Source organism: Amycolatopsis sp. NPDC051061 (assembly GCF_040682935.1).
GTDB lineage: Bacteria > Actinomycetota > Actinomycetes > Mycobacteriales > Pseudonocardiaceae > Amycolatopsis.
Genome location: NZ_JBFBBZ010000014.1, coordinates 131214 through 158169 on the forward strand (window position 1 = coordinate 131214; position 26956 = coordinate 158169).

Consider the following 26956-nt stretch of genomic DNA (forward strand, 5'->3'; position numbering starts at 1 on the left):
TCGAAGGGGGAGTCATGACGATCGCCATCATCGGCGCCGGGATGGGCGGCCTGGCCCTCGCCCGGGTGCTGCACGTGAAGGGCATCGACGCCGTCGTGTACGAGCGGGAAGCCTCGCGCGATGCTCGCGGCCAAGGCGGCATGCTCGACATCCACTCCGGGCAACGGGCACTGCGCGAAGCCGGCTTGATCGAGCAGTTCCACGCGATCGCCCGGCCCGAAGGTCAGGACATGCGGCTGCTCGAGCCGGACGGCACCCTGCTGCTCCAGGAGGACACGCCGGACGACGCCCCGTCCTTGCGCCCCGAGGTCGACCGCGCCGATCTGCGCGACCTGCTGCTGGATTCGCTCCCCGCCGACACGGTGCGCTGGGGGCACGCGTTCGAATCCGCCGGCGACGGCGTGGTGCATTTTTCGTATGAGCACAGTTCGGACGAGCACCGTGGTGATGGCCGCAGTGCGCCGTACGACCTCCTGGTCGGCGCGGACGGCGCGCAGTCCCGGGTCCGCGCGCTGCTCACCGACGCCCGCCCGGCGCACCTCGGCCAGAACGTCGTCGAACTCGGCATTCCCGACATCGACCGCACCCACCCCGACCTCGCGGCGATGGTGGGGCGCGGCAACTACTGGGTGTTCGGCGACGGGAAGTCGCTGGCGGCGCAGCGCAACGGCGACGGCCGCGTCCGCATCGGCGTCAACTTCTACAACACCGCCGAGGACTGGTTCGCCACCAGCGGGATCCCGTTCGACGACCCGGCGGCCGCCCGGGCACGGCTGATCGACCTGCTCCCCGGCTGGGACCCGCGGTTCACCGCGCTGATCGCGGCCGGCGACGACACGGTCGTGCCCCGGTCGATCACCACGCTCCCGGCCGGCCTGACCTGGCCGTCGGCCCCGGACGTCACGCTGGTGGGCGACGCCGCGCACCTGATGCCCCCGGTCGGGGAGGGCGCGAACATGGCGCTGCTCGACGGCGCCCTGCTCGGTCTCGCGCTGGCCGCCCACCCGGGCGATTTCCCCGCCGCCGTCGCGGAATACGAAGGCGAAATGTTCGAACGCGCCGGCGCGGCCGCCCGGATGTCGGCGAAGATGCAGGAATTGCTGATGGCACCGGACGCCGCCCGGCGATTGCTCGCGTTCTTCCAGCCGGGCTGAAGGTTCTTACCTTGCCGTGACGGAATTCCGTGTGCTGCTGGTAACTGCGGAAGAACGGCCTACGGTCGGGGCAGGCCGGTTCCGGCACCGGCCTCGTACTGTTCCGGCTGTGGGAGGGAAACAGATGACCAGCGGCAGCGTCGTGCGGCTCGACACGAACGGCAAGGACGTGCACGAAGAGGGACGGCTCCTGCGTTCCGAAGGCCCGGCCCGGCTCGTGGAGCTGCCCGGCGGCGTCCCGGCGTGGGCGGTCGCGGACGCGGCCACCCTGCGCATGCTCCTCACCGACCCCCGCGTGTCGAAGGACCCCCGCGCGCACTGGACCGCGTGGCGCGAAGGGCGGATCGGCGAAGACTGGCCCCTGCTGATCTGGGTGTCGGTGCGGAACATGTTCACCACCTACGGCGCCGACCACCGGAGGCTGCGGAGCTTGGTGTCCAAGGCTTTCACCCCGCGCCAGGTGGAGGCCATGCGGCCGGTCGTCGAACAGATCACCACCGAGCTGCTCGACCGGCTCGAGCGCGCGGGCGGCGGGCCGGTCGACCTGCGCGAGGAGTTCGCCTACCCGCTCCCGGTCGAGGTGATCTGCCGCCTCTTCGGCGTGCCGGCCGACCGCCGGGCCGCGCTGCGCTCGGTCGTGGACACCGTCTTCGACACCACGGTCACCGGCGCCCGGGCGCAGGAGAACGCGCTGGAGCTGTACGAGATCATGCGCGGCCTGGTCGCCGACAAGACCGCGAACCCCGGGAACGACCTCACCAGCGCCCTGATCACCGCGCGGGCCGAAGACGCTTCGCGGCTCGACGCCGACGAGCTGGTCGACACCCTCATCCTCATGCTCACGGCGGGCCACGAAACCACCGTCAACCTGCTCGACCACGCCGTCACCGCCCTGCTGACCCATCCCGGACAGCTCGCCGGCGTCCTGCGCGGGGACCACACCTGGGCCGCGGTCATCGAGGAAACGTTGCGCTGGCAGGCTCCCGTCCCGTACCTGCCGTTGCGGTACGCGGTCGAGGACATCGCCCTGGACGACGGCACGATCATCGGCGAGGGGGAAGCCATCCTCGCGGCCTACGCGGCGGCGGGCCGCGATCCGGCCGAGCACGGCGACACGGCAGGCGAGTTCGACCTGTCCCGCGAAGACAAGCAGCACCTGGCCTTCGGGCACGGGGTGCACTTCTGCATGGGCGCTCCGCTGGCCCGCCTCGAAGCCGCCATCGCGCTGCCCGCGCTGTTCGCCCGGTTCCCCGGGCTCCGGCTGGCCGTGGACCCGGCGGAGCTGGCCACCGTCCCGTCGTTCCTGTCCAACGGCCACGCCGCCATCCCGGCCCTGCTCGGCGCGAGGGAAGAACCGGTGACCTGACGGAAGGCCCGCGCTCGTGCCGATCGGCGGAACAGGCGGATCCGTGTACGGTTGGCACGCGGTGGTTCGGTCCGAAGGCCGTCGCACCGCGACCCGCGACTTGGTGTGGGACCGGTCCGGTCGCACGATTTCGTCGTTGAGGAGGCTCCCGTGGTTCCGCCGCCGCGGTACCCCTCGGCACCCGAGCCGTCCGGCTCCCTCGAGGTGCGCACGACCGCCGAAGCGACGGTCGTCGTGGCGGCGGGAGACCTCGACCTCGCCGTCACCGACGACCTCGCGGCGCTGCTGGACCGGGAAATCCGGCGGCGGCCGGCGGCGCTGGTGGTCGACGCCTCGGCCGTGACGTTCTGCGCGGCGCGCGTGCTGACGATCCTGGTGGACGCCACCGCCGACGCGGTCCTGCACCGGGTGCCGTTCGCGGTCGCCGGCCGGAGCCGGGCGCTGCTGCGGCCGATCGCCGTGCTCGGGCTGGACCGGGTCCTGCCGGTGCACCGGGACACCCGCGAGGCGCTGGCCTGGCTGGCCGCGATTCCGCTGCTGACCGAACGCTAGGCCCGCGGTCACGCCGCGTCGGACGCCTCGCAGTCGAGGCGTCCCCACACGAGCTTTCCCTCGTCGTGGCGGCTCACGCCCCACGTGACGCACAGCCGGTCGACGAGCTGCAGGCCGAGGCCGCCCCCGCGGCCGGGCGTGCGCAGCCGAGGTTCACCCGCTCCGGTGTCGGCGACGGCCACGGTCACCTCGCACGGCTCGGGCACGTGGTGGATGCGCAGCTGGCGCGGGCCGCCGGCGTGCACGTAGGCGTTCTCGAGCAGCTCGCCGACGACCATCAGCGTGTCGACCAGCTGAGGCTCGGTGAGCGTGGCCAGGACGGTCTTGGCCCAGCGCCGGGCGGCCCGCAGGCGGGTGCGGTCGGCGCCGGTCACGTCCAGCACCCGCCAGCCGTCCTCGTCGGCGCCTGTCCAGGTCACTTGCACCGTGCGTTTCTCCTTTTCGACGGCGTGCCGCAGCCGCGTACGCCGTTCGTCCCGTATCCGGTTTACCCGCGATCGCGAGAATTACCCATGTCCCGGGGGCGGCCCAGGGTCCCGGCGAAGTCGTCGCGGCCTGGCGGGTGCCGGCGGTTCGACGCGCCACCGCGCCCACCGGGGTTTCCGCGAGCCCGGGCCGGGTACGCGGACCGGGAAACGCTTCGACGACGGATGGAGTGTCCGGTGGCCATCGCGACGGTGAACCCGGCGACGGGAGAGCGGGTCCGGGAGTTCGACCCGCTCACCGCGGACGGGATCGAGGACAAGCTGCGGCGCGCCGCGGAAGCCTTTTCGAGCTATCGCAAGACTTCCTTCGCTGAACGCGCGGGGCTGCTGCGCCGCGCCGCGGACATCCTCGAGGACGAGGCCGACGAGCTGGGCCGCCTCGCGACGCTCGAAATGGGCAAGACCCACGCCGCCGCGATCGCCGAGGTGAAGAAGTCTGCCGCCGGGTGCCGGTGGTACGCCGACCGCGGCGCGGACATGCTCGCCGACGAGCCGTGGCCGGTGCAGGGCGCGCGCGTCTTCACCCGCTACGAACCGCTCGGGCCGGTGCTGGCCGTGATGCCGTGGAACTTCCCGTACTGGCAGGTGTTCCGGTTCGCCGCGCCGGCGTTGATGGCCGGGAACACCGGGCTGCTGAAGCACGCGTCCAACGTGCCGCAGGTGGCCCTGGCGATCGAAGACGTCCTGCGCCGCGCGGGCTTTCCCGAAGGCGTGTTCCAGACCTTGCTCGTGCCGTCGTCGGCGATCGAGGACCTGATCGGCGACGAGCGGATCCGCGCGGTGACGCTGACCGGCAGCGAACCGGCCGGCCGCGAGGTCGGCGCGGCCGCGGGCCGGAACGTCAAGACGAGCGTGCTGGAGCTCGGCGGCAGCGACGCGTTCGTCGTCATGCCTTCCGCCGACCTCGGCAAGGCCGTCGAAGCCGGCGTGAACTCCCGGACGCTCAACAACGGCCAGTCCTGCATCAACGCCAAGCGGTTCATCGTCCACGCCGACGTCGCCGAGGAGTTCACCCGCCTGCTCACCGAACGGATGGCGGCGCTGACCGTCGGCGACCCGATGAAGGACGACACCGACCTCGGCCCGCTCTCTTCGGCCGACGCCGTCGAGACGCTGCACAAGCAGGTGACCGGCACCGTCGAGGCCGGTGCCCGGCTCCTGACCGGCGGTGAGCCCCTCGACGGGCCCGGCAGCTACTACCCGCCGACCGTGCTGACCGACATCCCCGACGGCTCGCCCGGCCACCGCGAGGAGTTCTTCGGGCCGGTGGCGTTGGTGTGGCGGGCCGCGGACGTCGACGACGCGATCCGGATCGCCAACGACTCCCCGTTCGGGCTCGGCGGCAGCGCGTGGACCACCGACCCGGCCGAGCAGGACCGGTTCGTGACCGAGGTCGAGACCGGGATGATGTACATCAACGAGTTCACCCAGTCCACGCCGGAAGTGCCCTTCGGCGGCACGAAAAACTCCGGCTACGGGCGCGAGCTCGCGACGTTCGGCCAGCGGAGTTTCGTCAACGCCAAGACGGTCTGGATCTCCTGACCCGGCGGCCGTTCAGGCCTCGCGCCGGAAGGCGAGGAGGGCGATGTCGTCCTGGGGGTCGCGGCCGAATTCGTCGAGCAGCTTGTCGCACAGGGCCTCGAGGTCGTCGTCGTGCGCGACGGCCCCGGCGAGGGCGGCCATCCCGGCGTCGAGGTCCGTGCCGGACCGCTCGATGAGCCCGTCGGTGATCAGGAGCACGAGGGTCCCGACCGGGAGCTCGATCTTCGTCGCCGGGGGGCGGGGGAGCCCGACGCCGAGCAGCGGCCCGCGGATCTCGAGGAAACGTTTCCCGGACGCGTCGGCCAGGAGCGGCGGGATGTGGCCGGCGCAGGCCACTTCCGTCGTGCCGGTCGCGGGATCCACGAGCAGGAGGCACGCGGTCGTGAGGCCTTCGGGGTGGAACCGGCTCACCACCGCGTCGAGGCGGTCGAGGATGTCCACCAGGCCGTGGCCTTCGACGGCGTAGGCGCGCAACGCGTGCCGCACTTCGCCCATCACCAGCGCGGCCTCCAGCGAGTGGCCCGAGACGTCGCCCACCGCGATCAGCAGGCGACCGTCGAGCTCGGTCACTTCGTAGAAGTCGCCACCGATCTCGGCGTGCCGGGACGCCGGGAGGTAGCGCGCCGCCATCGGCAGCTCCCGGCGGCCCGGGAGCCGGCGCGGCAGGAAGCTCCGCTGCAGCGCGACGGCCAGGTCGTGCTCCCGCGACAGGGTGCGCAGGGCGTCGGCCGCCAGGGCGCTCACCTGGCCCAGCTGGATCAGGACGTCCCGGTCCTGGTCGGTGGCCGCCACTTCGTCGTCGACCGCGACGCACACGACGTCGGCGCCGGGTTTCGCCCGGGCCAGCACGATCGTGGAGCTGCGTCCGGGCCGCCACGCGAGCTCGTGCCCGCCGCTGACGGTGGTGCGCAGGTGGGGCTGCAGCAGGGACGCGGTCAGCTTGTCGAGCACGGCCGGCTCGGGGCCGGCGGCCTGCCGGAGGTCCTCGGCGGCGCTCGCGGTGCGCACCGCGCCCTGCGGTGTCGTCGCCAGCGCGGTCGCCGGGGCCGCGAAGATCGCCGACGCGCCCGCGGCGACCGCGGCGAGGAAGCCATCGAACGTCGTCGCGGAGTTGATGGCGAGCGTGGCTTCGGTGAGCTTCGTGAGCCGGTGGGCCAGCCGCTCGGCCACGGCGCGGGCGCGGTGGTAGCGCAGCGCCGATTCGACCACCGCGATCAGTTCGGCCGGGTCCACCGGTTCGATGAGGTAGCCGTCGGCGCCGCGGTTGAGCCCGTGCGTCCGGTCGTCGGTCTCGATGGCGGTGGCGGACATGTGGATCACCGGGATGGCGGAGGTCGCCGGGTCGGCCTTGATCCGCTCGCACACCTCGAGCCCGCTGATGTCGGGGAGGTTGACGTCGAGCAGGACGAGGTCCGGCCGGTGCTCGGCGACCGCCGCGAGCCCGGCACCGCCGGTGCCCGCTTCGACGACGCGGTAGCCGTTGCGGCGAAGCCAGCTACTGGCCAGGTAGCGGCTGGCTTCCATGTCGTCGACGATCAGGATGGTTGCGGCCGGGTCCGGCATGTCACGTCCTCCGCACTACAGTGAACGCTTCTCCGACCGCGAGCTTGACGGTCTCGGCGGAGATCTGCGACTTGAGCAGCAACGCGGCGCGCAGCCCGGCCGCGGTGAGGTCCATGCCGCCGGGGACGGCGGAGGTGACCACGACGACGGGCAGGTCGCAGAGCTCCGGCTTCGCGCGGAGCACGGCGAGGACCTCCCGGCCGTTCATGCCGGCCATGGCCAGGTCGAGGAAGACCACGTCGGGCCGGAACCCGGCCAGCGTCTCCAGCGCTTCCCGGCCGTCGCCGGCCACCCGGACCTCGGGGGAGAGCTCGGCGATGCGGCGGGTGAACTCTTCGCGGAACACCGGGTCGTCGTCGACGACGAGCACGCTGCCGAGCGCGGTGATGTCGTCCCCGCGAGGCCGGGCGGGCAACCGCAGCTCCGCGGTGGTGCCCCGGTCGACCTCGCTGGTCAGGTCGAGCTCGCCGCCGAGGATCTCGGCCAGCTTCCGCGCATAGGACAGTCCGAGCCCGGTGCCCGACGTCTTCGCCTGCAGCTTGTTCCGGACCTGGTGGAACTCTTCGAAGACGCGGTCGAGCTGCTCGGCCGGGATGCCGATGCCGGTGTCGGTGACGGTGAAGCGGACGTGCTCGTCGCCGGCCGCGGTGACCGCGAGGCCCACCGAGCCGCGCTCGGTGAACTTGATGGCGTTGGAGAGCAGGTTGCGGAGGATGCGCACGAGCATGGTCTCGTCGGTGACGAGCGTGTCGACCTCGGTGTCGCCGATGCGGAGCTCGACCCCGGCCGGCACGGTGGACCGCAGCACGCCGTGCAGGTGGAGGAGCACGGCGCGGAGGTCGACGGGCGTCGGCTGCGGGATCAGCCGGCCGGATTCGGCCTTGGCGGTGTCGAGCAGCTCGTTGACGAGGGCGAGCAGGGTTTCCCCGGAGTCGTTGATCAGCCGGACCTGGCGCTGTTGATCGCCGGAGAGCGGTTCGGATCCCGCGGCGCCGAGCATGCGCGCGAGGCCGACGATCGAGTTCACCGGCGAGCGGAGCTCGTGGCTGATGTTCGACCAGAAGCGCGTCTTGGCTTCGTTGACGGCGGCCAGCTGCGTCGTCTTCTCGTTGATCTCCGCGTAGAGCGCCACCACGCCGCGGTTGGTCTCTTCGAGCTCTTCGGAGAGTTCCTTGTACAGCGCGACGACGCCCTGGTTGGTCTCTTCGAGCTCTTCGTTGAGCCGCAGCAGTTCCTGCCGGTTGCTTTCCAGGTCGTCGAGCGCGGTGAGCAGCTCCTGGTTCTGGGCGCGCAGCTCGTCGAGCGGGCCGGCGGCCCGGTCTCCGGCGAGCCGTTCGCGCAGGGCGTCGAGAGAAATGATCATGGGCGCTGAACCTGCCGTCGAGCCCTTCGTCATGGTCATGGTGGCGCGGCCGGACTCGTGGGTGGCGGCGACCTCGTCCATCAGCCGGGCCATGGTGTCACGGCTCACGTCCAGGACGTCGTCGGCGGGCGGACCCAGCCAGGTGATCTCGATGGACAAGCGGGGGACCGACGTCGAAGTCAGCCCGAAGCTGACCGTCGCCTCGGTGCCGCTGCGCACCAGGTCGCGGCCGACGTCGCTCAGCGCGGTGGCCACGCGGATCTGGTCCTGCGGGTCGAGGCCGATCGCCTTGGCCGCTTCCCGGCCGTACTGCCGCATCGCGAAGACGCCGGGTTCGGCGGCCAGCGTCATCCGCATCAGCTCGTTCGCGCTGCGCCGGGGAGTCATGGCCGCGGCTTGCCGACGAGGACGCTCGCGTCGTCGTTGCGGACGCCGGCGTCACGCACCAGGGCGGTGGCGATCACGAGCGGGGTGCTCTCGAACAGGGCGGTCCACTGGCCGGGGCGCCACTTCTCGGTGAGCCCGTCGCTGTGCAGCACCACCGCGGCGCCGGCGGGCAGCTCGTGGTCGAAGGCGCGGATCGTCCGGGCCTGGTAGCCCGCGATCCCGGGCACCGAGATCATGCCCTGCTTCCGGTCGTCGAGGACGACGGAGGCGGCGATGTTGCCCAGGCCGGCGAAGCGGACTCGCCGTTCGGCCGGTGCCAGGTCGGCGACGGCGACGGCGCCGCCCCGGCTGCTCCGCAGCGCCGCGTGGATCGCGGCGATCACCTGTTCCGGTGGTTCTTCGGCCGGCCGCTCGCAGAAGACCCGCACGGCTTCCCGCGCCGCGCTGGCCGCCAGCGGGCCGTGCCCGGAGCCGTCGCACATCATCAGCCGCAGGCGGCCGTTCGCCCGCATCACCGCGTAGGCGTCGCCGCAGACTTCCTCGCCGGTGATCGGCCGGGTCATCCCGGCCGCGTCGGTGTCGGCCAGGTCCGCCCCGGCCTGCTGGAACCGGGCGGTGACGACCGTGCCGCGGCCCGGCTCGGAGAACACCGTCACCGCGTCGGAGAGCCGGTGCACCGCGCCGAGCCCGACCCCGAGGGTGCCCGCGGTGGAGTGGCCGTCCTCGATCGCCGCGGCCGGATCGCCGATGCCGGGGCCGCGGTCGGCGGCGACGATCTCCACCGCGGCGTGGGTGGTCGCGCGGACCGAGCGGACCAGGAGCGTGCCGTGCCGCGCGTGCCGGTCCAGGTTCGTGGCCAGTTCCGTGACGACGATCCCGACCTCGGCAATCCGCTTCTCCGTGAAGCCCAGCCGCTCGGCCAGGCCGGCGGCGAGCCGGCGCGCCCGGCCGGCGGCCGAGGGATCGTCGACGGGTACCCAGGCGACGTCCTCGGTCACCGGCAGGCAGTCCGCGACGGTCATCGCGACCACTTGACCACGGTCACTTCGGTACCCCGGCCCACCACGGTGTCCAGGGTGAACTCGTCCACGAGCCGGCGGGCCCCGCTCAGGCCGAGGCCGAGGCCCTTGCCGCTGCTCCAGCCGTCGGCCAGCGCGAGGTCGGTATCGGGGATGCCGGGGCCGTCGTCGTGGAAGACGGCCTTGACGCCGGAGCGGCGGCCGTCCCCGACGACCTCGATCCGGGCGAGGCCGCCCCGGCCGTAGACGAGGGTGTTGCGGGCGAGCTCACTGGTCGCCGTGACGAGCTTGGTCTGGTCGACGAGCGAAAGCTTGATCTGCTGGGCGAGGGACCGGACCGACTGGCGGACACGGACCACGTCGGAGTCCGTGACGATGGGAATCTCCGCCACCACGCCGGCGGAGGTCATCTCCGGGCCGCCCGGAGCCCCCGCAGGATCTCCATGCCCTTGTCCAGGTTCAGTGCCGTGCGGACATCGCCGAGCGTCAGGCCGAGCTCGACGAGCGTGATCGCGACGGCCGGCCGCATGCCGACCACCACCGTGTCGGCGTCGAACAGCCGCGACAGGGACGCGATCGTCGCGAACATCCGGCCGATGAAGGAGTCGACGATCTCCACCGCGGAGATGTCGATGATCACCCCGGTCGCGCCGGTCGCGCTGATCTTCTCCGCGAGGTCTTCCTGCAGCGTGAGGACGCTCTGGTCCTCGAGGTCGATCTGGATCGAGACCAGGAGGATGTCACCGATCTTCAGAATCGGGATCCGCTCCATCAGGGGCGCCTCGTCTCGCCCTGCACGAGCTCCACGCCCTCGAAGCGGAGGGCGTGGCGCAGGGCGTCGGAGAGCGTCGCCTTGGTGGTGATGTCGCCGAACTCGATCCCGAGCGCGACGATCGTCTGGGCGATCTGGGGACGGATGCCCGAGATGGTGCACTCGGCGCCCATCAGCCGCGCCGCGACGACGGTCTTGAGCAGGTGCTGCGCCACCTGGGTGTCGACGGCGAGGACGCCGGTGATGTCGATGATCGCGTGCTGGGAGCTCGTCTCGACGAGGCTCTCGAGCAGCTTCTCCATCACGACCTGGGTGCGCGCCGAGTCCAGGGTGCCGACCAGGGGCACGGCGAGCACGCCTTCCCACAGCTTCACGACCGGGGTGGTCAGCTCGAGCAGCTGCTCGGACTGCTCCCGGATGATCTCCTCGCGCGCGGCCGCGTACGTCTCGAACGTCCAGAGGCCGAGCCCGTCGAGCAGCCCGGAGAAGGCCATGAGCCGACGGAACACCGCCGGGTCCTCGCTGCCTTCGGTGAGTTCGAAGACGGCCTGCTTCAGCGCGAAGACGCTGGACGCGGTTTCGGCGGGGCTGAAGCCCTGGCGCGCCCGGTTGCGGGAGAGATCGGCCAGGAACGCCCGGAGCTCGCGGTGCCGGTCACCGTCGAGACCGGCGGCGGACTCGTCCGCGACCGGGAGCAGGGTCGTGAACAGCTCGCCCAGGTCGCGTTGCAGTTCCGTGGTCGTCATGCGCCCGCGCAGGCCGGCGCCGGCCAGCTCGGCCCAGCGCTCGATCAGGCTGTCGCGGTGCTCACGCAGCAAATCCGACAGCTGCCCCTGACCCACAGTCATGCAGAGCCCTCCTCGCCTTCGCGGTACGTCCGCGAACTTTAGCCTGGCGGCCCGCCGCCCCCGGGTTCCCGGTCCGCGCGGGCCCGATCCCCTGCGCGGCGGCGTGACCCGGCCCGTACGCTGAGCGGGGTCGGCGGCGCGCCACGGAAAGGGGCCGAAGCAGTGGACAAGGGCGATCCGGTCGTCCTGCGCATCTCCCACCGGCGGGCCGGTGCGGCCCACGTGGTCGAGGTGGCCGGGGAGATCGACGCGGGCACGGCGGCCGAGCTCCGCCGCGAGCTCGCCTCGGAGGCCGTGGACACCACGGTGGCCGAACTCGTCGTCGTCGACCTGAGCGAGGTCCGGTTCATCGACTCCGCCGGGCTGACCGTCCTCGCCGGGCTCTACCGCCGCAGCCGCGAACGCGGCGTGAGCGTCAAGGTCGTCACCCGTCAGTACGCCGTCAAGCGCGCGTTGAGCATCACCGGGCTGGACGAGCTCATTCCCGTCGTCGCCGACCTGGCCGAAGCCCTGCCGGGCGAATGACCGCTCAGCCCGACGACGTCGACCCGGAGCTGTTCGACCTCCACGGAACGGGCTCGTCCGACCTGGCCACGGTCCGCCGCTGGGCGGCCCGCCGGCTGGGCGACCTGGGCGAGCCGCACCGCGAGGACGCCCTGCTGGTGCTGAACGAGCTGGTCCAGAACGCGTACGAGCACGCGGGCGGCGCGCGCCGGCTGCGGTTGACCCACCGCGCGGATCCGTGCGAGGTGACGATCGGGGTGGAGGACAACTCCCTGGCCCCGCCCCGCCTCCGGGCGTCCGCGGGAACGGGCTTCGGAGGGCGAGGCCTGTACCTGGTCGACAACCTGGCGACGGCTTGGGGCTCCCGCGACGGCGTGGCGCGGGACGGCAAGACGGTGTGGGCCAGGGTTTCCTGCGGCCTGGCGCACCAGGAACCCTGCCGCTGAAGCGGAAGGGCGGCCGTGGCGGGTCAGATCCGGCGGAACCGGGCCTCCAGGAGGACGAACACGCCGAAGAGCGCGATGCCCGCGGCCAGTGCCAGCAGCAGCGCCTGTCCATACGGCTGCACCGCGAGGGTCTTGAGCGCCGGATCCAGGCCCGCGGCCTTCGCGGGGTCGTAACGGACGGCGGCCAGGACGAACATCGCCCCGACGGTTCCGTACGCCACCGCCACCGCGCACCAGCCGACCTGGCCGAGCCGCTCGATGGAGCGTCGCAGCCCGCGGGACGCGCCGTGGAAGTCGAGGTCCTGCACGAACTTCTTGCGGATTCCGCGGTAGGCGAGGAACGCCGCGACGAGGATCACGATCGCGCCGGCCGAGGAGACCGCCGCGGCTCCCCACGGCTCGCCCAGCACCGTGGCGACCACGGATCCCGCCTTGCCGGAGGCGCCCGTCGCGGTCTTGCCCGCGCTGTAGGCGACGAGCCCGTACAGGACGACTTCGATCCCGCTGGTGACCCGCCGCACCCAGCGTCTTCGCGGGGGGAGGTGCCGATGGCCGGTGATCGTCTCGGTCAGCTGCCACAGCGCGAGCACCCCGGTTCCGGCCGCGACCAGCCAGAGCAGCCAAGCCCCGCCCCCGGTGGCGACGACCTGCAGCGCCCCGGCCTTGTCGGCCTTCTCGTTGTCGCCGAGGGCGACCTGGGTGGCCAGCCACGCGACGATCAGGTGGACCAGCGCGTAACAGGTGAGCCCGATCCGGGCAACCAGTGCGAATCCTCGTAAGCCGGGCATCGCTGGATCCTCGCCGACGGCGGCCGGTTTGACCAGAGCGGCTAGGGCATCCGGCGCAGCGCCGCGTCGACGCAGTCCTCGGGGCTGGTGGTGAAGGCGATGGCCGCCGCGGGCGCGTGCTGCCGGACCAGGTTGACCACCTGCTCGAAGAGTTCGAGCAACGGCTCGTGGGTGCGGATGCCGCCGCCGATCACCACACAGGCGTAATCGTGGCCGGTCAACGCTTCGGCGACGGCTTGCGCCGGACGCTCGTCGAGGGACACCAGGCAGTAGTCGGCCGAGATGCCGTGCTCGTCGAACCGGGCCCGGCCGCGAACGATCGCCGCCTGGACCGGTCCGGGGTCCCAGCCGTCCAACTCGGCGGGGTCGAGACCGATGACCAGCACTCGTGTCATCGCCGGGACGATACGCCGGCGCGACCGGGAGCGGTTGCCCTCCGGCCCGCCGGTCGGCGACCATGGTGACCGTGCCCGATGAGCCGGCACCCGGCCCGCGGGGTGTCCCGCCGCTGGCCGGGGAGGACCACACCTGCGCCGAGTGCGGGATCGCCTATCCCACGCTCACGATCGAGACCGCCCGCGCGATCATCGGGTCCTTGCCCGGTGCGGTGGGTGCTGTGGTCGGGCACGCGCCGCCGCGGGACCTCCGGCGCCGGCCGGGGCCGGACCGCTGGTCGGCGCAGGAGTACCTCTTCCACCTGCGCGATGTCTGCGTCACCTACACGATCCGGCTGCACCGCGCCCGCACCGAGGACCGGCCCGTCCTCGAGCCGATGCTCAACGACCTGCGCGCACGCCGGTTTCGCTACAACGACCGCTCCCTCGACGGACTGCGCGACGAACTCGCGGCCTGCGCCGCCGGCCTCGGCGACGAGATCGAGCGGCTGACCCCGCCGGACCACGAGCGCACGGTCACCCGGCTCGCGGGGGAACACCGCACGGCCCGGTGGCTGGTCCGCCAAGCCGCTCACGAGGTCACGCACCACCTCGAAGACATCAGGCGCTGCTTGAGCGAGGTCGTCCGTTAGCCGGGTGGCGTCAGCAGGTTCCGCTCGGCTTGCTCCGGGCCGGCGAGAATTCCAACCGCAGCGAGTCCGAGCGCGGGAGCACGAACGACACACCGCTCGACACCTGCCAGTTCGCGGGTAGGAACACGTACTGCCCGCCCGACTGCAGCAACAGCTTGAGCCCCGAATACCGGTACTTGTACGCGGCGTCCGCCTGCCCGCACACGACTTGCCGCACACCGGCGGCCTCGAGGTTGAGGCTCTGCGCGCTGTAGAGGGTCACCGCCGGCAGCGCCGGAATCCGGGAAGCGGCGGCGAACGCCTCGGCGACCCCGACCTCGGCCGAGTAGTCGGAGACCGCCCAGAAGAGCCCGAACGCCACCAGCACGTAGGTGACGATCCATTCCGCGACCAGGAACGCCGGGACGTGCCGGCCGGGAACCAGCCGGCGCCAGCCGACCACCGTGAGCACCACGCCGACCGCGAGCGCGAGCCCCGGCAGCCCGGGGTGGTCGTCGAGCAGTGCCGAGTCGAGCACGACGGGAACCGTGGTGCCGACGAGCGCCAGGCCCGCGACCATCGCGACCGGGGTACCGATGCGCAGCACGGTGGCCCAGACTCGGTCCGGCAGCAGGAAACGCGCGAGCCGGGTCAAGCCGAACAGAGCGAGCCCGGCGCCCGCCGCGGCTCCGATGGGTAGGTGCAGCCCGAAGGCGCCGCGGGCCAGGATCTCTTCCGTGGTCTGGTCGAGCACGGTGTAGTGCACCCGGAAATAGTCGAAGAACTTTTGTGTGTACAGGAGTCCGAAGAAGTACAGCAACGCGGTGGACAGCGCCAGGTTCGCCGCCACGGACACGATGACCTTGAGCGCCTGCGACGCCCCGGATCCGGCTCGCTTGGCGGCGCCGGTATCGGGCCGCCGCAGGCCGGTTCGGGTCACCCCGCGGCGCGCGGCGAGGGCTCTGCGATCGGGCACGCTGGTTCCCGGGAGTCGAGTGTTCTTCCTACGGTGTGGGCGTTGTGGACGTGCTTTCCTCCTCCGCCGGCGGCTCCTCGGTCTTCGGGCACGAACCGGTGCTGATCTTGACGACCCCGCCGCGGGGGACTTCCTGGGGTGGGTTGATCGCCTTGGCGCAGGCGGTTTCGCTGCCCCTGATCACGACGGTGACCCCGCACCGCGGCCGTGGGCAGCCCAGGCCCTCGGTTCTTCCGTCCAGGTCCAGGAGAACCGAGTCCCGGACTTCGCCGGCCGGCCGGTCACCGCCCCCGAGCTGGGTGCTGTCGTACTTGATCGGACTGCCCAGCGTCCCGGGCGGGTCCGGTGGCCGGACAGCGGAACCCTCCGGTTCTCCGGGAGATTCGACTGGTGCCGAAGCCGTTTCCCCCGGCGTGCCCGGTCGTCGCCGGGAGCGGACGTCCCGTCGCACCCCGCCACAAGAACGAGGATCAACGCCGCCGCGCTCCAGAGTGATTTCATTCGAGCCCCCTCACCTGACTTCCTTGCCTGGCGGAGGCGCGAAGCCGGCCGAAAATACGCCACCCGGGGTTTCCTTGGTGCCGCGGCGAAAAGCGGTCACTGGCCGGAACCGGACACTGTCGTCGCCGAGGCAGGCCCACTCTCCGTAGCGCGGTTGCGACATCCGGCGTAATTCCCGCCGGATCGGTCACATCGGGCCGGGAGCCGTCGATGTGCCCGGCGGGGATCCCCACCGCGTGCGTGGGGACGGAACACATCTGGGGGGATGACTCGTGCTGCTGTCTTCGCGGTCGCGCGGCCGGATCGCCTTGGCCACCGCGCTCACCGCCGTCTTCGCGCTGCTCGTGCCGGGCGTCGCGCACGCGGCGCCACCGTCCAACGACGACTTCGACCAGGCGGCGGCCGTCACCGCCCTGCCGTTCGCCGCGCAGCTGGACACCGGTGAGGCCACCCAGGCCCCCGACGACCCGAACTGGTGCCAGCCCTACGACGTCCGGGGCAGCACCTGGTTCAGCTACACCGCCACCGCGGACGGGTACCTGCGCGCCAGCACCGCGGGCAGTGACCGGTCGATGATCCTGGCGGTCCACACAGGCACCCGCGGCGCCCTGCGCGGCATCACCTGCGACAGCGGGACGGACGCGACCACCACGTTCCGGGCGACCGCCGGCACGACGTACTCGTTCATGATCTCCGGCTACGACGCCCCGGGTGGCGCGCTCTCGTTCGCCCTGGACTCCGTCGCGCGCGCGGCCAACGACGACTTCGCCGCCGCGCAGCCCGTGCCCGCGCTGCCGTTCTCCGCGCAGCCGGACTTCTCGGTCGCCTCCTACGAGGCCGACGACCCCGAGGCGAGCTGTCAGTACGAAGGCAACCTCGTGCCTTCGGTCTGGTACGCCTACACGAACTCCGGGCCCGCGAAGTCGGTCACCGCGCGCACCGTCGGATACGGCGGGGGCGTCTCGGTGTACACCGGCGCGAGCCTGCCGGAGCTGAAGCAGGTCGCCTGCGTGTCGGACTCCTACGGACGGCAGACCGCGTTCCGGGCCGCCACCGGCACGACCTACTACGTCCGCGTCACCGGGCCGAGCGACAACCGCGAGCCCGTCACGCTGACCCTCGACGACGCCCCGGCGCTGGACCCGTCGATCTACCAGTCGCCGTCGTACCCGACGGTCTACGACACCGTCGGGTTCTCCGCCGAGTCGTGGAACGACATCGACAAGCCGATGACCGTGGCCTGGGACTTCGGGGACGGCGCCACGGCACCGGCCGGCACCGAGCCCGTTTCGCACCGCTACGCCAAGGACGGCACGTACACCGCCACCCTGCGCGCGACGTCGCCGGACGGCCGGACGGCCACCAAGACGACCGAGGTCGTGGTGACCACGCACGACGTCGGGATCACCAAGTTCACCGTGCCCTCCGCCGCCCGGGAAGGCGACAGCAAGCCGATCTCGGTCGACGTGTCCAACACGCGGTACACCGAAACGGCGACCGTCGTGCTGTCCAAGCACGACGGGACGTACTGGCGGGAGGTCGGCCGGCTCACCATCGAGGTGCCCGCGCGGCCCACCCGCACGGTGAAGTTCCCGTTCTCCTACACCTTCGGCCCCGACGACGCGGCGCTGGGCAAGGTCTCCTTCCGCGCCGAGCTGAAGCTGGACTACCCGGTGACGGATGCCCGGCCGGTGGACAACGAAGTGATCTCCATCGCCACGAACGTGAAGCCGCGCGGCTCGCGCGTCGTCGCCGTCTGAACCCAGGGGGAAACAAGATGAAGCACCACGCTTTCCGGCGCCTGCTGGTCGCCGGCCTCGCCGTCGCGGCCGCGTTGGTGGCGCCGGCCACCGCACACGCCGAAGCGCCGTCGAACGACGACTTCGACATCGCCACCACCGTCACCGCCCTGCCCTTCCGGGCGACCCAGGACTTCGGGGAAGGCACCGCGGCCGCCGACGACCCGACCTCGTGCTACTCCTGGATCGCCTCGAGCGTGTGGTACGACTACACCGCGGCCGCCGACGGGTTCGTCCGGGCGCTGCCGTCGGGGGCCGGCCAGCTGCCGTTCATCGCCGTGTACACCGGCGAACGCGGGGCACTGAACCAGGTCCCCGGCGCCTGCGCGGAGTGGAACAACGGCCCGTCGGTGACGTTCCCGGTCACCGCCGGGCAGACGTACCACATCATGCTGTTCAAGCAGTATTCCGGCGCGGGCCAAACGGCCACGCTGGATCTCGCCACCGTCCCGAGGGAGCCCAACGACGACTTCGCGGCGGCCGCGCCGGCCACGTTGCCCGGGACGTTCTCGGGCGACCTGACGCGGTCCACGACCGAGCCGGGCGAAGCGGCGCCGAGCTGCGACGGCGGTGCGGACCACTCCGTCTGGTACCGCTACACCCCGGACCGCACCCGGCCGATCAGCGTGGAGGCGCGCTCGCGCTGGTCGCCGTCGGTCGCCGTGTACCGGGGTGACACGCGCGCGGAACTGTCCGAAGTGGACTGCAAGGCGGCGCCGGACTCCGGCAAGAGGGTCGTGTTCACCGCCACCGCGGGGCAGCAGTACTGGATCCGGGTGGCCGACGATGCCGAAGGCGCGTCCTGGTACGACATCCGCCTGACGACCGCGCCGGCGTTGACGCCCAACGTGTACCTCCAGTCCGGCACCCCGTCGGTGTTCGACGACATCCCGATGTCGCCCAACGCGGGTGACCACCTCGGCCGTGCGCTGGTCGGCGGTGAGCTGAAGTTCGGCGACGGCACGTCGGTCCGGCTCACCTCGAACGCCTCGGTGACGCACCGGTACGCCGCCGACGGCGACTACCGCCTGGAGATCAGCGCGACGACCGACGACGGCCGTTCCGGCACCGGTTCCCAGGTGCTGCACGTCGAGACGCACGACGTGACCCTGACGGGGCTGTCCCTGCCGGCCCAGGCGCGCGTGGGCCAGACCAAGCCGGTCAAGGTGTCGGTGGTGAACAACCGTTACGGCGAGACGGTCGCCGTCTCGCTGCGCAGGAAGGCCGAGAGCGGCTACTACCAGGAGGTGGGCACGCTGACCCAGTGGGTGCCCGCCGGTGGCCGGGTGGACTTCCCGTTCGCCTACACCTGCACCGCGGCCGACGCGGCGGCGGGCCAGGCGGAGTTCGAGGTGGTGGCGAACATCGACGGCCGGTACGACGGTGACAGCCACGCGGTGGACAACCGCCTCACCGCGGTGACCGTGGTCCAGGCCAAGTCGGGCGCCCGGGCGAGCTGACGCCGTCCGCCGGGACGGGGGTGTGCGCCCCGCCCCGGCGGACCGCCGGGGCGATCAGGAGCAGGACGTCCCGTTCAGGGCCGGTGACCGGAACGGTGGTGTGCCGCCGGTGTAGCTCGCGTTGTACCCGATCGTGGCCGTTCCGCCCGTGGCGAGGGCGCCGTTCCACGGCGTGCTTTCGACGGTGACGGTGTCACCCGTGTCGGTCCAGGTTCCGTTCCAGCCCTGGCTGACGGTGACCGCGGGAGCCGAGAAGGTGAGCGTCCAGTGGTCGATGGACCCGGCGAGGTTCTGGACGACGATCTCGCCCGTGTACCCGGTCGCCCAGGAGCTCACCACGCGGTGCGTGACCTTGCAGCCGCCGGGCACCGGTGTCGTGGTCGTGGGCGTGCTCGGCGTGCTCGGCGTGGTGGGCGTGGTGGGCGTGGTGGGCGTCGTGCTGGTCGCGGGCGTCGTCGTCGGGACCGGGCCGGCCGCGACGGCGAGGTCGTAGGCGCGCTGGGGCACGAACTGGCCGGCCGTGGCGAGGCAGCCGTCGGCCTCGCCCGGCGGCTTGATCCAGAGGAAGGCGGCGATCCGGCTGTCGCCGGTCTGGCCGGTGCTCGGCGTGCCGATCGCGCGGCCGGCGGGGTCGCACCACTCGCTGCCCAGCGGCCCGTTGCCGTTGCGGCTCGTGTCGATCACCGCTTGCAGCCGCCCGTCGCCGACTTGGCCGAGGACCGCCTTGTCGTAGGCGACCTCGTCGGCGGTCGCGCGGTAGTTGGACACGTTGGTGGAGATGCCGTCGGCGCTGTTCGAGACGTCGGCGGCCCGCAGCCGGGCCGCGGCGTCGCCGGGGGAAAGCCAGGCGGAGTGCCCGATGTCGAAGTACACCTTCGCCTGCGCCGAGCCCGCTTTGAGCCGTTTGCCCGCGTAGGCGATCGACGCGGTGGTCTGGCTCTGCTGGTCGCCGCTCTGGCAGTTCGTCATGAGCGCGAGCACGTCGGGTTCGAGGACGATGGCGGCGGGCCGGCCCGCGAGGCCCGCCGCGACCTGGTCGACCCACGCCCGGTACGCGTCGTGGGACGGGGCGCCGCCGCCGCTCGCGCCGCCGCAGTCGCGGTTGGGGATGTCGTAGACCACCATGATCGGGATCGTCCCCGCCGCGGCCGCGGCGCCGACGTAGGCGTCCACTTCGCCGCGCACCGCCGAGGTGTTCGTGGTGGTGAACCACCGCGCTTGCGGTACCGCGGCGATGCGGTCGCGGATGACCGCGGTCCGGGAGTCACCGGGGTTCGCCGCGACCCACTCGGCCGCGTTGGTGCCGGGGTCGACGTAGTACGCCGATCCGGCGGCCTGGGTACTGGCCCAGGTGGTGGTGATGACGACGCCGCTCGCGGCGAGCGCGGCGAGGACACCGGCTGCCACTGTCCTGCTTCGCATGCGTTTTCTCCTTGTCGACTGGGGGCACGTCGGCGGGCGGCCTCACGGCGGCCCCCGGCCGGGATCGGCGAAGCGAGCGGGAAGCCGATGCCGAGCCGGCCGGCCCGCTGCCCGGGCGCGTGCCTGATCGCATCGAGGTCCCTCGTCGCGTCGTCGATCCAGTCCGTTGGGAGCGCTCCCAGTCCTCCGGGACTGTAGGTCATGGAGGCCCGGTCGGGGAAGGGGCCGCCCTGGTGGCCAGGTCGAAGACGTCGATGACCGGCGGAGATCGCCGTGCGTTTTCGTTCCGTCCCGGCTGACCGGAAGGGCAGGGTTCGTGCGGCCGGGGTTCCGGGTTCGCTAGTGTCGACGGCTTCGGCGAGGTGGTACTCGACTCTGCGGTAGGGGGGCCTGCGCGGTGAGCAATCCACTGGTTGCACCGGTGAAGGATTCGACGACGGCTGTTTCCGGGGTGTCGCTGCTGGAGAGCGCCTCCGACCTGAAGTCGGCGATCGAGAGCGGCGACTGGGCGTCCGTGGCGATGGGTGCGGTGGGTACCGCGCTCGACGCGCTGTCGATGGCGATGGACCCGTTCGGCGCCATCCTCGCCGCCGGTGTCGGGTGGCTGATCGAGCACGTCGGCCCGCTCAAGGAAGCCCTCAACGCGCTGACCGGCAACGCCGACGAGATCTCCGCGCAGTCGGCGACCTGGACGAACGTCGCCAAGGAGCTGGAAAGCGTGTCCACCGAGCTGGTGGACCTGGTCAAGGCCGACCTCGGCGGGTGGAGCGGCCCGGCGGCCGACGCCTACCGCCAGCGCGCCGAAGACACCTCGACGCTGATCGCGAGCGCGCAGAAGGGCTGCGAAGGCGCGGCCAGCGGCGTGAAGACCGCCGGCGAGGTCGTCGCGGCGGTCCGGGCCCTCGTGCGCGACATCATCGCCGAACTGATCGGGCACCTGATCTCGTGGGCGCTGCAGGTGGTGTTCACCCTCGGCATCGGGCTGACCTGGGTCGTGCCGCAGGTGGTGGCGGCGGTCGCGAAGACGGCGTCGAAGATCAGCGGGCTCACCACCAAGCTGGTCAAGGCGCTCAAGGCGCTGATGCCGCTGCTCAAGCGGGCCGGGACGCTGTTCGACGACGCGGGCAAGGCGTTGAAGAACATCAAGCCCGGCAAGGCCGCGCCGGTGCCGAAGCACGCCGACATCAACGGCAGCCCCAAGGGCCTCGACGGGCCCAAGGGCAAGGGCGGCGACTCCACCAGCACCGCCGGTGACCACGGCGGGGGCACCCCGGGCGGCCACAAGGGCGACTCCACCGACACCGCGGGGGACAAGGGCGGGGGCAAGGGCTCCCCGGGCAACGGCGACTCGACCGGCCCCGCCGGCGCTCACGACAAGGGCCCGGGCGGTGGCGGGAACCAGCCGGGCGGCAACGGCACCGGCTCCCGGGGCAACCCCGACGACACCAAGCCGCAGGGGATCCGCGGCCAGGGCGAGAACAACCGCTCGATCGGCAACGAGGTCTGCGTCACCGACCCGGTCGCCGTCTCGACCGGGCAGATGGTGATGGAGGAGGTGGACGCCTCCTTCCTCGCGGCGCTGCCCCTGGTGTTCCGGCGGACGCACTTCTCCGGCTACCGCGCGGGTCTCTTCCTCGGCGGCGGCTGGGTGTCCACTGTGGACCAGCGGATCGAGGCCGACGAGACCGGGGTCAGCTTCGCCGCCGAGGACGGCACCCTGCTGCGCTACCCCACGCCGGGCACGGACGACTGGGTCGTCGCCGAAAGCGGTCCGCGCCGCCCGCTGAAGCGCGCGCCGGACGGCGGCTACCTGGTCGACGACCAGGAGCTGGGCCGGCTGCTCTACTTCGCGCCGGGCAGCGGGCGGGCCTTGCTGACCTCGGTGACCGACCGCAACGACAACGCCTTCGAGATCGTGCGCGCCGACGACGGCCGGCCGCTGGAGATCCGGCACACCGCCGGGCACCGCGTCCGCTTCGAGACCCACGACGGGCTGGTCACCGCGTTGTTCGCGGTCACCGGCGACGGCGAGGTCGAGCTGGTCCGCTACGGCTACGAGGGCCGGAACCTGGTCTCGGTCACGAATCCGTCGGGACAGCCGATGACCTACGCCTACGACGGCGCGGGGCGCATCGTGGGCTGGACCGACCGCAACGACGAGTGGTTCCGCTACCACTACGACCAGGCCGGCCGCGTCGTCCGCACCGAAGGCTCGGGCGGGTTCCTGGACTGCGTGCTCGAGTACGACCCGGAGAACCGCGTCACCCGGTCCACCGACGCGCTCGGCCACACCTGGGAGTTCCACTACGACGAAGCCGGCCAGGTGGTCCGCGAGGTCGACCCCCTCGGGCACGCGACGCTCTCCGAGTGGGACGCGCGCGGCCGGCTGCTGAGCTCGACGGACCCGCTGGGCCGCGCCACCCGCTACCGCTACGACGAGCTCGGCAACCTCGTCGCCGAGACCCGCCCGGACGGCACGGAACGCACCTGGGAACGAACCGCGGACGGGCGATCGGTGACGGTGCACGACGCACCCGGCGTCGTGACGCGCAACGAGTTCGACGAGCGGGGCAACCTCGTCACGGTCGTGGGCGCGGACGGCGCGACCACGCGGTACCGCCACGACGACCGCGGGGTCGTCGTCGCGGTCACGGACGCGACCGGGGCCACGGCGACCCTCGTCAACGACGCGGCCGGCCTGCCGGTCGAGGTGACCGATCAGCGCGGCGCCGTCACCCGGTACGAACGGGACGAGTTCGGGCGGATCGTCGCGATCGCCGACCCGGTCGGCGGGGTGGAGCGCGTCGCCTACTCCGTCGACGGGAACCTCGCCTGGCACCAGAACCCCGACGGCAGCCAGGACCGGTGGGTGCTGGACGGCGAGGGCAACCACCGGATGCACACCAGCGCGGCCGGCGGCGTAACCCGTTACGAATACGGCGGTTTCGACCAGGTGACCGGGCAGATCCTCCCGAACGGCGACCGGATCTCGGTCCGCTACGACGGCGAGCTGCGGGTGGAAACGGTGACCGACCAGCAGGGCCGGGTGTGGCGCTACGAGCGGGACGCGGCCGGGAACCTGGTCCGCGAAACCGACTTCGCCGGCGGCGTGACGACGTTCGGCTACGACGCGGCCGGCCAGCTCGTCGAGCGCGTCCGCCCGGACGGGCAGCGCACGACGTTCCGCTACGACCTGGCCGGTCACCTGGTCGAGCAGGTCGACGGGAACCGCACCACCCGGTTCGAGGTCAGCGCCACCGGGCAGCTGCTGTCGGCCGACGACGGCACCACGCGGGTCAGCTACGAGCGGGACGCGGTGGGCCGCGTCCTCGCCGAGACGGTCAACGGCCGCACGGTCCGGTCCGCCTACGACGCCGAGGGCCGCCGGGTCCGCCGGCTCACCCCCTCCGGCGCGGAAAGCGCGTGGGAGTACGACCCCGCCGGGCTGCCGGCCGCCGCCCGGATCGCCGGCCGGGAGCTGCTGTTCACCCACGACGCCGCGGGCCGTGAGGTGCGCCGCACCCTCGGCACCGGCGCCACCCTGACGCAGACGTGGACCGCGAACTCGCTGCTGGCGTCCCAGGCGATCTCCGACGGTGCCCAGGCGACCCGCCAGCACCGGTCCTACCGCTACCGGGCCGACGGTGAGCTGGTCTCGCTGCTCGACCAGGCGAGCGGCCCGCGCGAGTTCACCCTCGACCCGCTCGGCCGGATCACCGAGGTGCGCTCGCCGCACGGACCGGAGTCCTACCGCTACGACGAAGCCGGGAACGTCACGGACGCGTCGTGGCCCACGGCCGAGCCGGACCTGGTGGGCCGCCGGACGTTCGTCGGCCCGCTCGTCACCGCCGCCGGCGGGACGCGCTACGGGCACGACCGGCGCGGGCGGGTGGTGCTGCGGGAACGCACGATGCCCGGCGGTGCCAGGCTGACGTGGCGGTTCGGCTGGGACGGCGACGACCGGCTCGTCGCGGCGACGGTTCCGGACGGCAGCAGCTGGCGCTACACCTACGACGCGCTGGGCCGCCGCGTCGCCAAGGAGCACCTGGCCGCCGACGGCCGGACCCCGCTCGAACGCGTCGACTTCACCTGGGACGGGCAGCTGCTGGTCGAGGAGGCCCGGCACACCCCCGACGGCGTCCAGGCCACGGTGTGGGACTACGAGCCCGGCGACTACCGCCCGCTCGCGCAGCGCGGCCGCCTGGCCCGGCCCGGCCAGGCGTGGGTGGACACCCGGTTCGACGCCATCGTCGCCGACCTCGTGGGCAGTCCCGCGGAGCTGGTCGACGACCACGGCCGGATCACGTGGTGTGCTCGCACGAGCGTGTACGGCGCCGCCGACGGCGGGGGTTCCCCGGTGGCGACCCCGTTGCGGTTCCCCGGGCAGTACTTCGACGCCGAGACCGGGCTGCACTACAACGCCCAGCGCTACTACGACCCGGTGACCGCGCGCTACCTCAGCCCCGACCCGCTCGGCCTGGCGCCGGGGCCCAATCCCTACGCCTACGTGGACAACCCGTTCGGGCAGATCGACCCGCTGGGCCTCGCCCCGCAGTCCTGCGGCAACACCAGGCCCAACCTGACGATCGACACGAACGTCGGGCCCAGCCCCATGAAGCAGTCGCCGGGCGGGGGGAAGTACAGCCAGTCCCCGGGTGGCGGCTGGTACAAGGAGTCGGCGCCCGCGGGGCCGAACAGGAACAAGAAGAACCGGCCGGCGGCCGGGATGGCCAACCCCGACTGGACGCACTCGAACATCCGGCCGATGTTCGAAAACGCCATGGTCAACAAGCACCAGATGCCGCCCGGCCTCAAAACCGCCGACCAGAACACGTGGATGAAGAAGCACGGCCAGTTCCAGACCTACCACCAGGACGGTACGCCGGACCAGATCGTTCCCAAGAAGGACGCGATCATGGGGCACAACAAGGCGGCGGGCACCTACTTCAACGAGACCGGGCACAAGCTGCCCATCGACGACAACAAGACCTACAACCGGCAGAGCAGCAGCTACGGCCAGGTCGAGTACGGGAAGAGCTCGTCGGGCACCGGCGCGCACGAGGACAAGTACATCCCGCCGCGCCCCGACCGCGGCTCGCACCCGACCTACACCAACCCGGCCGCGCCGAACCACAGCGGCGGTCCGTGGCCGTCCTACCCGCAGGCGCCGAACGGCGTGCCGCCGGGTTCGGGGCCCATCTCGCCGGGCGGCACCCCGATCCCGCACGCGCCGACGACCCCGACCAATCCGGGCCCGCCGCCGGTCCACACGCCGCCGGCGTCCCCGACGGGCCCGCCGGCGAAGCGGCCGCGGCTCGGTTAGCGATCTGCCGGCCGTGACCGTCGGCCAGGTCTCGCGGCGCGGCCGGCGGTGGGCGTTCGCGCTCGTCGTGGTCGCGCTCCTGGCCGAGCTGGCCGTCGCGATGAGCGCGACGGCCGTGCAGCAGTCCCCGACGATCGACGAGCCCGTCTACGTGGGCACGGCGGTGGTCTACCTGGAGCAGCACAGCCTGCGGTACAACCCGGAGCACCCGCCGCTGGGCAAGCTGATCATCGCGACGGGACTGGCCTTCGCCGACGTCCACCTCGATCCGGCCTTCGCCGGCGACCAGGCGCAGCTCGGCCGGCACGTGCTGTACGAGTCAGGCGGCGATCCGAGCCGGCTGCTGCTCGCGGCGCGGCTGCCGGTCATGGTGCTGACGGTGCTGTTCGGCCTCGTCGTCTTCCTGTTCGCGCGCGATCTGACCGGCCCGGCCGGCGGACTGGTGGCGCTCGCCCTGTACGCCTTTTCCCCCGACGTCATCGCGCACGGTTCGCTGGCCACGCTCGACGTGCCGGTGGCCGGTTTCCTGCTGACGTCGGCCTGGCTGCTGTGGCGGGCCCGGCGACGCCCCGTCCGCTACCTCCCCCTGGCGGGCCTCGCGCTCGGCGCGGCGCTCGCCACGAAGATGAGCGCGCTGGCCGCGGTTCCGGTGCTGCCGCTGCTCGTCGTGCTGTCCGTGCGGGAGGCCCGCCGTGCGAGCGGCGCGAACCCGGACCGGCGGGCCCGGCTCCTCGAGCCCCTCGCGGCGGTCGCGGGCGTGGTGCTGATCGCGATCGCCGTCGTGTGGATCTCCTACCTCGTCGTGGATCCGCGATTGCGCTGGGAGCCGCCCTCGGGCCTGCCCGCCGCCCACGGCGTGCGCGCGCTCGCCGACTGGCTGCCGTTGCCCCGGCCGTACCGGGACGGGCTGCGCGTCCAGTTCGGCTTCGAGGACCAGGTGTGGAGCGGCTTCCTGTTCGGCCGGCGCTATTCAGGCCCGCTCTGGTACTACTTGCCGGCCGCGCTGCTGGTGAAGACCCCGCTGGGCACGCTGGCGCTCGGCCTGGCGGGCGCCGTCGCGCTGGTGGCGGTTCCCCGGCTGCGCCGGGCCGCGCCGTACGTCCTCGTGCCCGCGGCCGTGCTGCTGGTCGCGGCCATGCAGAGCAGCCGTGACCTCGGCGTCCGGTACGCGGTCTTCGTGCCGATCTTCCTGGCGGTCGCCGCGGCCTGCGTGGTCGACGTGGTCGCCGTCCGCCGACGATGGGCGCGGGTGGCGACGGCGGCCCTGGTCGTCTTCGCCGCGGCCAGTTCGCTGCGGACGTTCCCGTACTACCTGCCCTACTCCAACGAGGCGTTCGGCGGGACGGCGGAGACCCACCTGCGCCTGCACGACTCGAACGTCGACTGGGGCCAGGACCTGGGCCGGCTGGCCGACCGCCTGGGAGAGCGTTACCCGCACGAGCGGATCTGGCTCGTCTACAAGGGAAGCGGCGTGCCGGAGGCCTACGGCATCGACGCCGGCGACCCGCTCACCGTGCCGGCCGGACGGGTCCGCGGTCTGCTCGTGGTGTCGGATTCCGCCGCGGTCAAGGCGGACGAGGGACTGCGGGCCCTGATCGACGGCAGCACGCCGATCGACGAGGTCGGTCACGCCATCACGATCTACCGCCGGCCGTAGTCCGTCGTGTCCACTCAGGACAA

At 72.4% G+C, this 26956-nt stretch carries 23 protein-coding genes; 11 read left to right on the forward strand and 12 right to left on the reverse strand.

All coding sequences use genetic code 11. The features are described from left to right. The first annotated feature begins 14 nt into the window (after window positions 1-14). From AB0N03_RS20830 to AB0N03_RS20840, 3 genes are all read left to right on the forward strand, one after another. Entirely contained in the window at window positions 15-1154 is a 1140-nt protein-coding gene (locus AB0N03_RS20830) for an FAD-dependent monooxygenase (RefSeq protein ID WP_364373956.1), read from the forward strand. A 124-nt stretch (window positions 1155-1278) separates the two neighbouring features. Further along, window positions 1279-2520, forward strand: coding sequence for a cytochrome P450 (locus tag AB0N03_RS20835; RefSeq protein WP_364373959.1), 1242 nt, complete (start codon window positions 1279-1281; stop codon window positions 2518-2520). Window positions 2521-2670: 150 nt separating this feature from the next. Then, the gene (locus AB0N03_RS20840; RefSeq protein WP_364373961.1) at window positions 2671-3072 is read left to right on the forward strand and encodes an STAS domain-containing protein; all 402 of its coding nucleotides are present in this window, start codon (window positions 2671-2673) and stop codon (window positions 3070-3072) included. A gap of 8 nt (window positions 3073-3080) precedes the next feature. On the opposite strand, the gene AB0N03_RS20845 is transcribed toward AB0N03_RS20840, so the two are convergent. Next, entirely contained in the window at window positions 3081-3491 is a 411-nt protein-coding gene (locus tag AB0N03_RS20845) for an ATP-binding protein (protein ID WP_364373964.1), read from the reverse strand. 243 nt (window positions 3492-3734) lie between these two features. Between AB0N03_RS20845 and AB0N03_RS20850 the strand changes: the two genes are divergently transcribed. Then, window positions 3735-5099 carry an NAD-dependent succinate-semialdehyde dehydrogenase gene (locus tag AB0N03_RS20850; RefSeq protein WP_364373967.1) on the forward strand — a complete coding sequence of 455 codons (1365 nt, stop codon included), beginning with the start codon at window positions 3735-3737 and terminating at the stop codon, window positions 5097-5099. Between the two features lie 12 nt (window positions 5100-5111). On the opposite strand, the gene AB0N03_RS20855 is transcribed toward AB0N03_RS20850, so the two are convergent. From AB0N03_RS20855 to AB0N03_RS20880, 6 genes are read right to left on the reverse strand one after another with little or no spacing between them, the layout of a single operon-like run. After that, window positions 5112-6662, reverse strand: coding sequence for a fused response regulator/phosphatase (locus tag AB0N03_RS20855; RefSeq protein WP_364373970.1), 1551 nt, complete (start codon window positions 6660-6662; stop codon window positions 5112-5114). A 1-nt stretch (window position 6663) separates the two neighbouring features. Further along, window positions 6664-8412, reverse strand: coding sequence for an ATP-binding protein (locus AB0N03_RS20860; protein WP_364373973.1), 1749 nt, complete (start codon window positions 8410-8412; stop codon window positions 6664-6666). After that, window positions 8409-9434 carry an ATP-binding SpoIIE family protein phosphatase gene (locus AB0N03_RS20865; RefSeq protein ID WP_364373976.1) on the reverse strand — a complete coding sequence of 342 codons (1026 nt, stop codon included), beginning with the start codon at window positions 9432-9434 and terminating at the stop codon, window positions 8409-8411. Before AB0N03_RS20865 ends, AB0N03_RS20860 begins: the two co-directional genes overlap by 4 nt. Continuing rightward, entirely contained in the window at window positions 9431-9841 is a 411-nt protein-coding gene (locus tag AB0N03_RS20870; RefSeq protein WP_364373978.1) for an anti-sigma regulatory factor, read from the reverse strand. Before AB0N03_RS20870 ends, AB0N03_RS20865 begins: the two co-directional genes overlap by 4 nt. Beyond that, window positions 9838-10203, reverse strand: a complete 366-nt coding sequence (locus AB0N03_RS20875; protein WP_364373981.1) for an STAS domain-containing protein — start codon at window positions 10201-10203, stop codon at window positions 9838-9840. The genes AB0N03_RS20870 and AB0N03_RS20875 overlap by 4 nt, the downstream gene beginning before the upstream one ends. Beyond that, window positions 10203-11051, reverse strand: a complete 849-nt coding sequence (locus AB0N03_RS20880; RefSeq protein ID WP_364373984.1) for an STAS domain-containing protein — start codon at window positions 11049-11051, stop codon at window positions 10203-10205. Before AB0N03_RS20880 ends, AB0N03_RS20875 begins: the two co-directional genes overlap by 1 nt. 162 nt (window positions 11052-11213) lie before the next feature. Here AB0N03_RS20880 and AB0N03_RS20885 point away from each other — a divergent pair, with 162 nt between their 5' ends. Together AB0N03_RS20885 and AB0N03_RS20890 are read left to right on the forward strand one after the other, a co-directional pair. Next, window positions 11214-11576, forward strand: a complete 363-nt coding sequence (locus AB0N03_RS20885) for an STAS domain-containing protein (RefSeq protein WP_364373987.1) — start codon at window positions 11214-11216, stop codon at window positions 11574-11576. Continuing rightward, complete coding sequence (locus AB0N03_RS20890) at window positions 11573-12001, forward strand: ATP-binding protein (RefSeq protein ID WP_364373989.1); 429 nt, start codon at window positions 11573-11575, stop codon at window positions 11999-12001. The genes AB0N03_RS20885 and AB0N03_RS20890 overlap by 4 nt, the downstream gene beginning before the upstream one ends. Window positions 12002-12024: 23 nt before the next feature. Here AB0N03_RS20890 and AB0N03_RS20895 read toward each other — a convergent pair whose 3' ends face one another. Together AB0N03_RS20895 and AB0N03_RS20900 are read right to left on the reverse strand one after the other, a co-directional pair. Further along, the gene (locus tag AB0N03_RS20895; RefSeq protein ID WP_364373992.1) at window positions 12025-12789 is read right to left on the reverse strand and encodes a DUF1206 domain-containing protein; all 765 of its coding nucleotides are present in this window, start codon (window positions 12787-12789) and stop codon (window positions 12025-12027) included. A gap of 41 nt (window positions 12790-12830) precedes the next feature. Then, complete coding sequence (locus AB0N03_RS20900) at window positions 12831-13184, reverse strand: hypothetical protein (protein ID WP_364373995.1); 354 nt, start codon at window positions 13182-13184, stop codon at window positions 12831-12833. A gap of 71 nt (window positions 13185-13255) precedes the next feature. Between AB0N03_RS20900 and AB0N03_RS20905 the strand changes: the two genes are divergently transcribed. Then, a complete protein-coding gene (locus AB0N03_RS20905) occupies window positions 13256-13816 on the forward strand; it encodes a DinB family protein (RefSeq protein WP_364373998.1) in 561 nt (186 codons plus the stop codon). A gap of 10 nt (window positions 13817-13826) precedes the next feature. Here AB0N03_RS20905 and AB0N03_RS20910 read toward each other — a convergent pair whose 3' ends face one another. Together AB0N03_RS20910 and AB0N03_RS20915 are read right to left on the reverse strand one after the other, a co-directional pair. After that, a complete protein-coding gene (locus AB0N03_RS20910; RefSeq protein WP_364374000.1) occupies window positions 13827-14771 on the reverse strand; it encodes a hypothetical protein in 945 nt (314 codons plus the stop codon). 28 nt (window positions 14772-14799) lie between these two features. Continuing rightward, window positions 14800-14955 carry a hypothetical protein gene (locus AB0N03_RS20915; RefSeq protein ID WP_364374003.1) on the reverse strand — a complete coding sequence of 52 codons (156 nt, stop codon included), beginning with the start codon at window positions 14953-14955 and terminating at the stop codon, window positions 14800-14802. A gap of 589 nt (window positions 14956-15544) precedes the next feature. On the opposite strand from AB0N03_RS20915, the gene AB0N03_RS20920 reads away from it, so the two are divergent. Together AB0N03_RS20920 and AB0N03_RS20925 are read left to right on the forward strand one after the other, a co-directional pair. After that, the gene (locus AB0N03_RS20920) at window positions 15545-17032 is read left to right on the forward strand and encodes a PKD domain-containing protein (RefSeq protein WP_364374006.1); all 1488 of its coding nucleotides are present in this window, start codon (window positions 15545-15547) and stop codon (window positions 17030-17032) included. A 17-nt stretch (window positions 17033-17049) separates the two neighbouring features. Continuing rightward, window positions 17050-18531: a hypothetical protein gene (locus AB0N03_RS20925; protein WP_364374008.1), complete on the forward strand. Its 1482-nt coding sequence runs from the start codon at window positions 17050-17052 to the stop codon at window positions 18529-18531. A 54-nt stretch (window positions 18532-18585) separates the two neighbouring features. Here AB0N03_RS20925 and AB0N03_RS20930 read toward each other — a convergent pair whose 3' ends face one another. Further along, window positions 18586-19938, reverse strand: a complete 1353-nt coding sequence (locus AB0N03_RS20930) for a glycoside hydrolase family 6 protein (protein WP_364374205.1) — start codon at window positions 19936-19938, stop codon at window positions 18586-18588. A gap of 412 nt (window positions 19939-20350) precedes the next feature. Here AB0N03_RS20930 and AB0N03_RS20935 point away from each other — a divergent pair, with 412 nt between their 5' ends. Together AB0N03_RS20935 and AB0N03_RS20940 are read left to right on the forward strand one after the other, a co-directional pair. After that, complete coding sequence (locus AB0N03_RS20935; protein ID WP_364374011.1) at window positions 20351-25276, forward strand: RHS repeat-associated core domain-containing protein; 4926 nt, start codon at window positions 20351-20353, stop codon at window positions 25274-25276. A 13-nt stretch (window positions 25277-25289) separates the two neighbouring features. After that, entirely contained in the window at window positions 25290-26933 is a 1644-nt protein-coding gene (locus tag AB0N03_RS20940; RefSeq protein WP_364374014.1) for a phospholipid carrier-dependent glycosyltransferase, read from the forward strand. Window positions 26934-26956: the final 23 nt, after the last annotated feature.

Bases quoted from the DNA above. Each gene is read 5' to 3' on its own strand.
- AB0N03_RS20830 (WP_364373956.1), top strand. From the start codon at position 15: ATGACGATCGCCATCATCGGCGCCGGGATGGGCGGCCTGGCCCTCGCC.
- AB0N03_RS20835 (WP_364373959.1), top strand. From the start codon at position 1,279: ATGACCAGCGGCAGCGTCGTGCGGCTCGACACGAACGGCAAGGACGTG.
- AB0N03_RS20855 (WP_364373970.1), bottom strand. From the start codon at position 6,662: ATGCCGGACCCGGCCGCAACCATCCTGATCGTCGACGACATGGAAGCC.
- AB0N03_RS20860 (WP_364373973.1), bottom strand. From the start codon at position 8,412: ATGACTCCCCGGCGCAGCGCGAACGAGCTGATGCGGATGACGCTGGCC.
- AB0N03_RS20865 (WP_364373976.1), bottom strand. From the start codon at position 9,434: ATGACCGTCGCGGACTGCCTGCCGGTGACCGAGGACGTCGCCTGGGTA.
- AB0N03_RS20870 (WP_364373978.1), bottom strand. From the start codon at position 9,841: ATGACCTCCGCCGGCGTGGTGGCGGAGATTCCCATCGTCACGGACTCC.
- AB0N03_RS20875 (WP_364373981.1), bottom strand. From the start codon at position 10,203: ATGGAGCGGATCCCGATTCTGAAGATCGGTGACATCCTCCTGGTCTCG.
- AB0N03_RS20880 (WP_364373984.1), bottom strand. From the start codon at position 11,051: ATGACTGTGGGTCAGGGGCAGCTGTCGGATTTGCTGCGTGAGCACCGC.
- AB0N03_RS20890 (WP_364373989.1), top strand. From the start codon at position 11,573: ATGACCGCTCAGCCCGACGACGTCGACCCGGAGCTGTTCGACCTCCAC.
- AB0N03_RS20895 (WP_364373992.1), bottom strand. From the start codon at position 12,789: ATGCCCGGCTTACGAGGATTCGCACTGGTTGCCCGGATCGGGCTCACC.
- AB0N03_RS20900 (WP_364373995.1), bottom strand. From the start codon at position 13,184: ATGACACGAGTGCTGGTCATCGGTCTCGACCCCGCCGAGTTGGACGGC.
- AB0N03_RS20925 (WP_364374008.1), top strand. From the start codon at position 17,050: ATGAAGCACCACGCTTTCCGGCGCCTGCTGGTCGCCGGCCTCGCCGTC.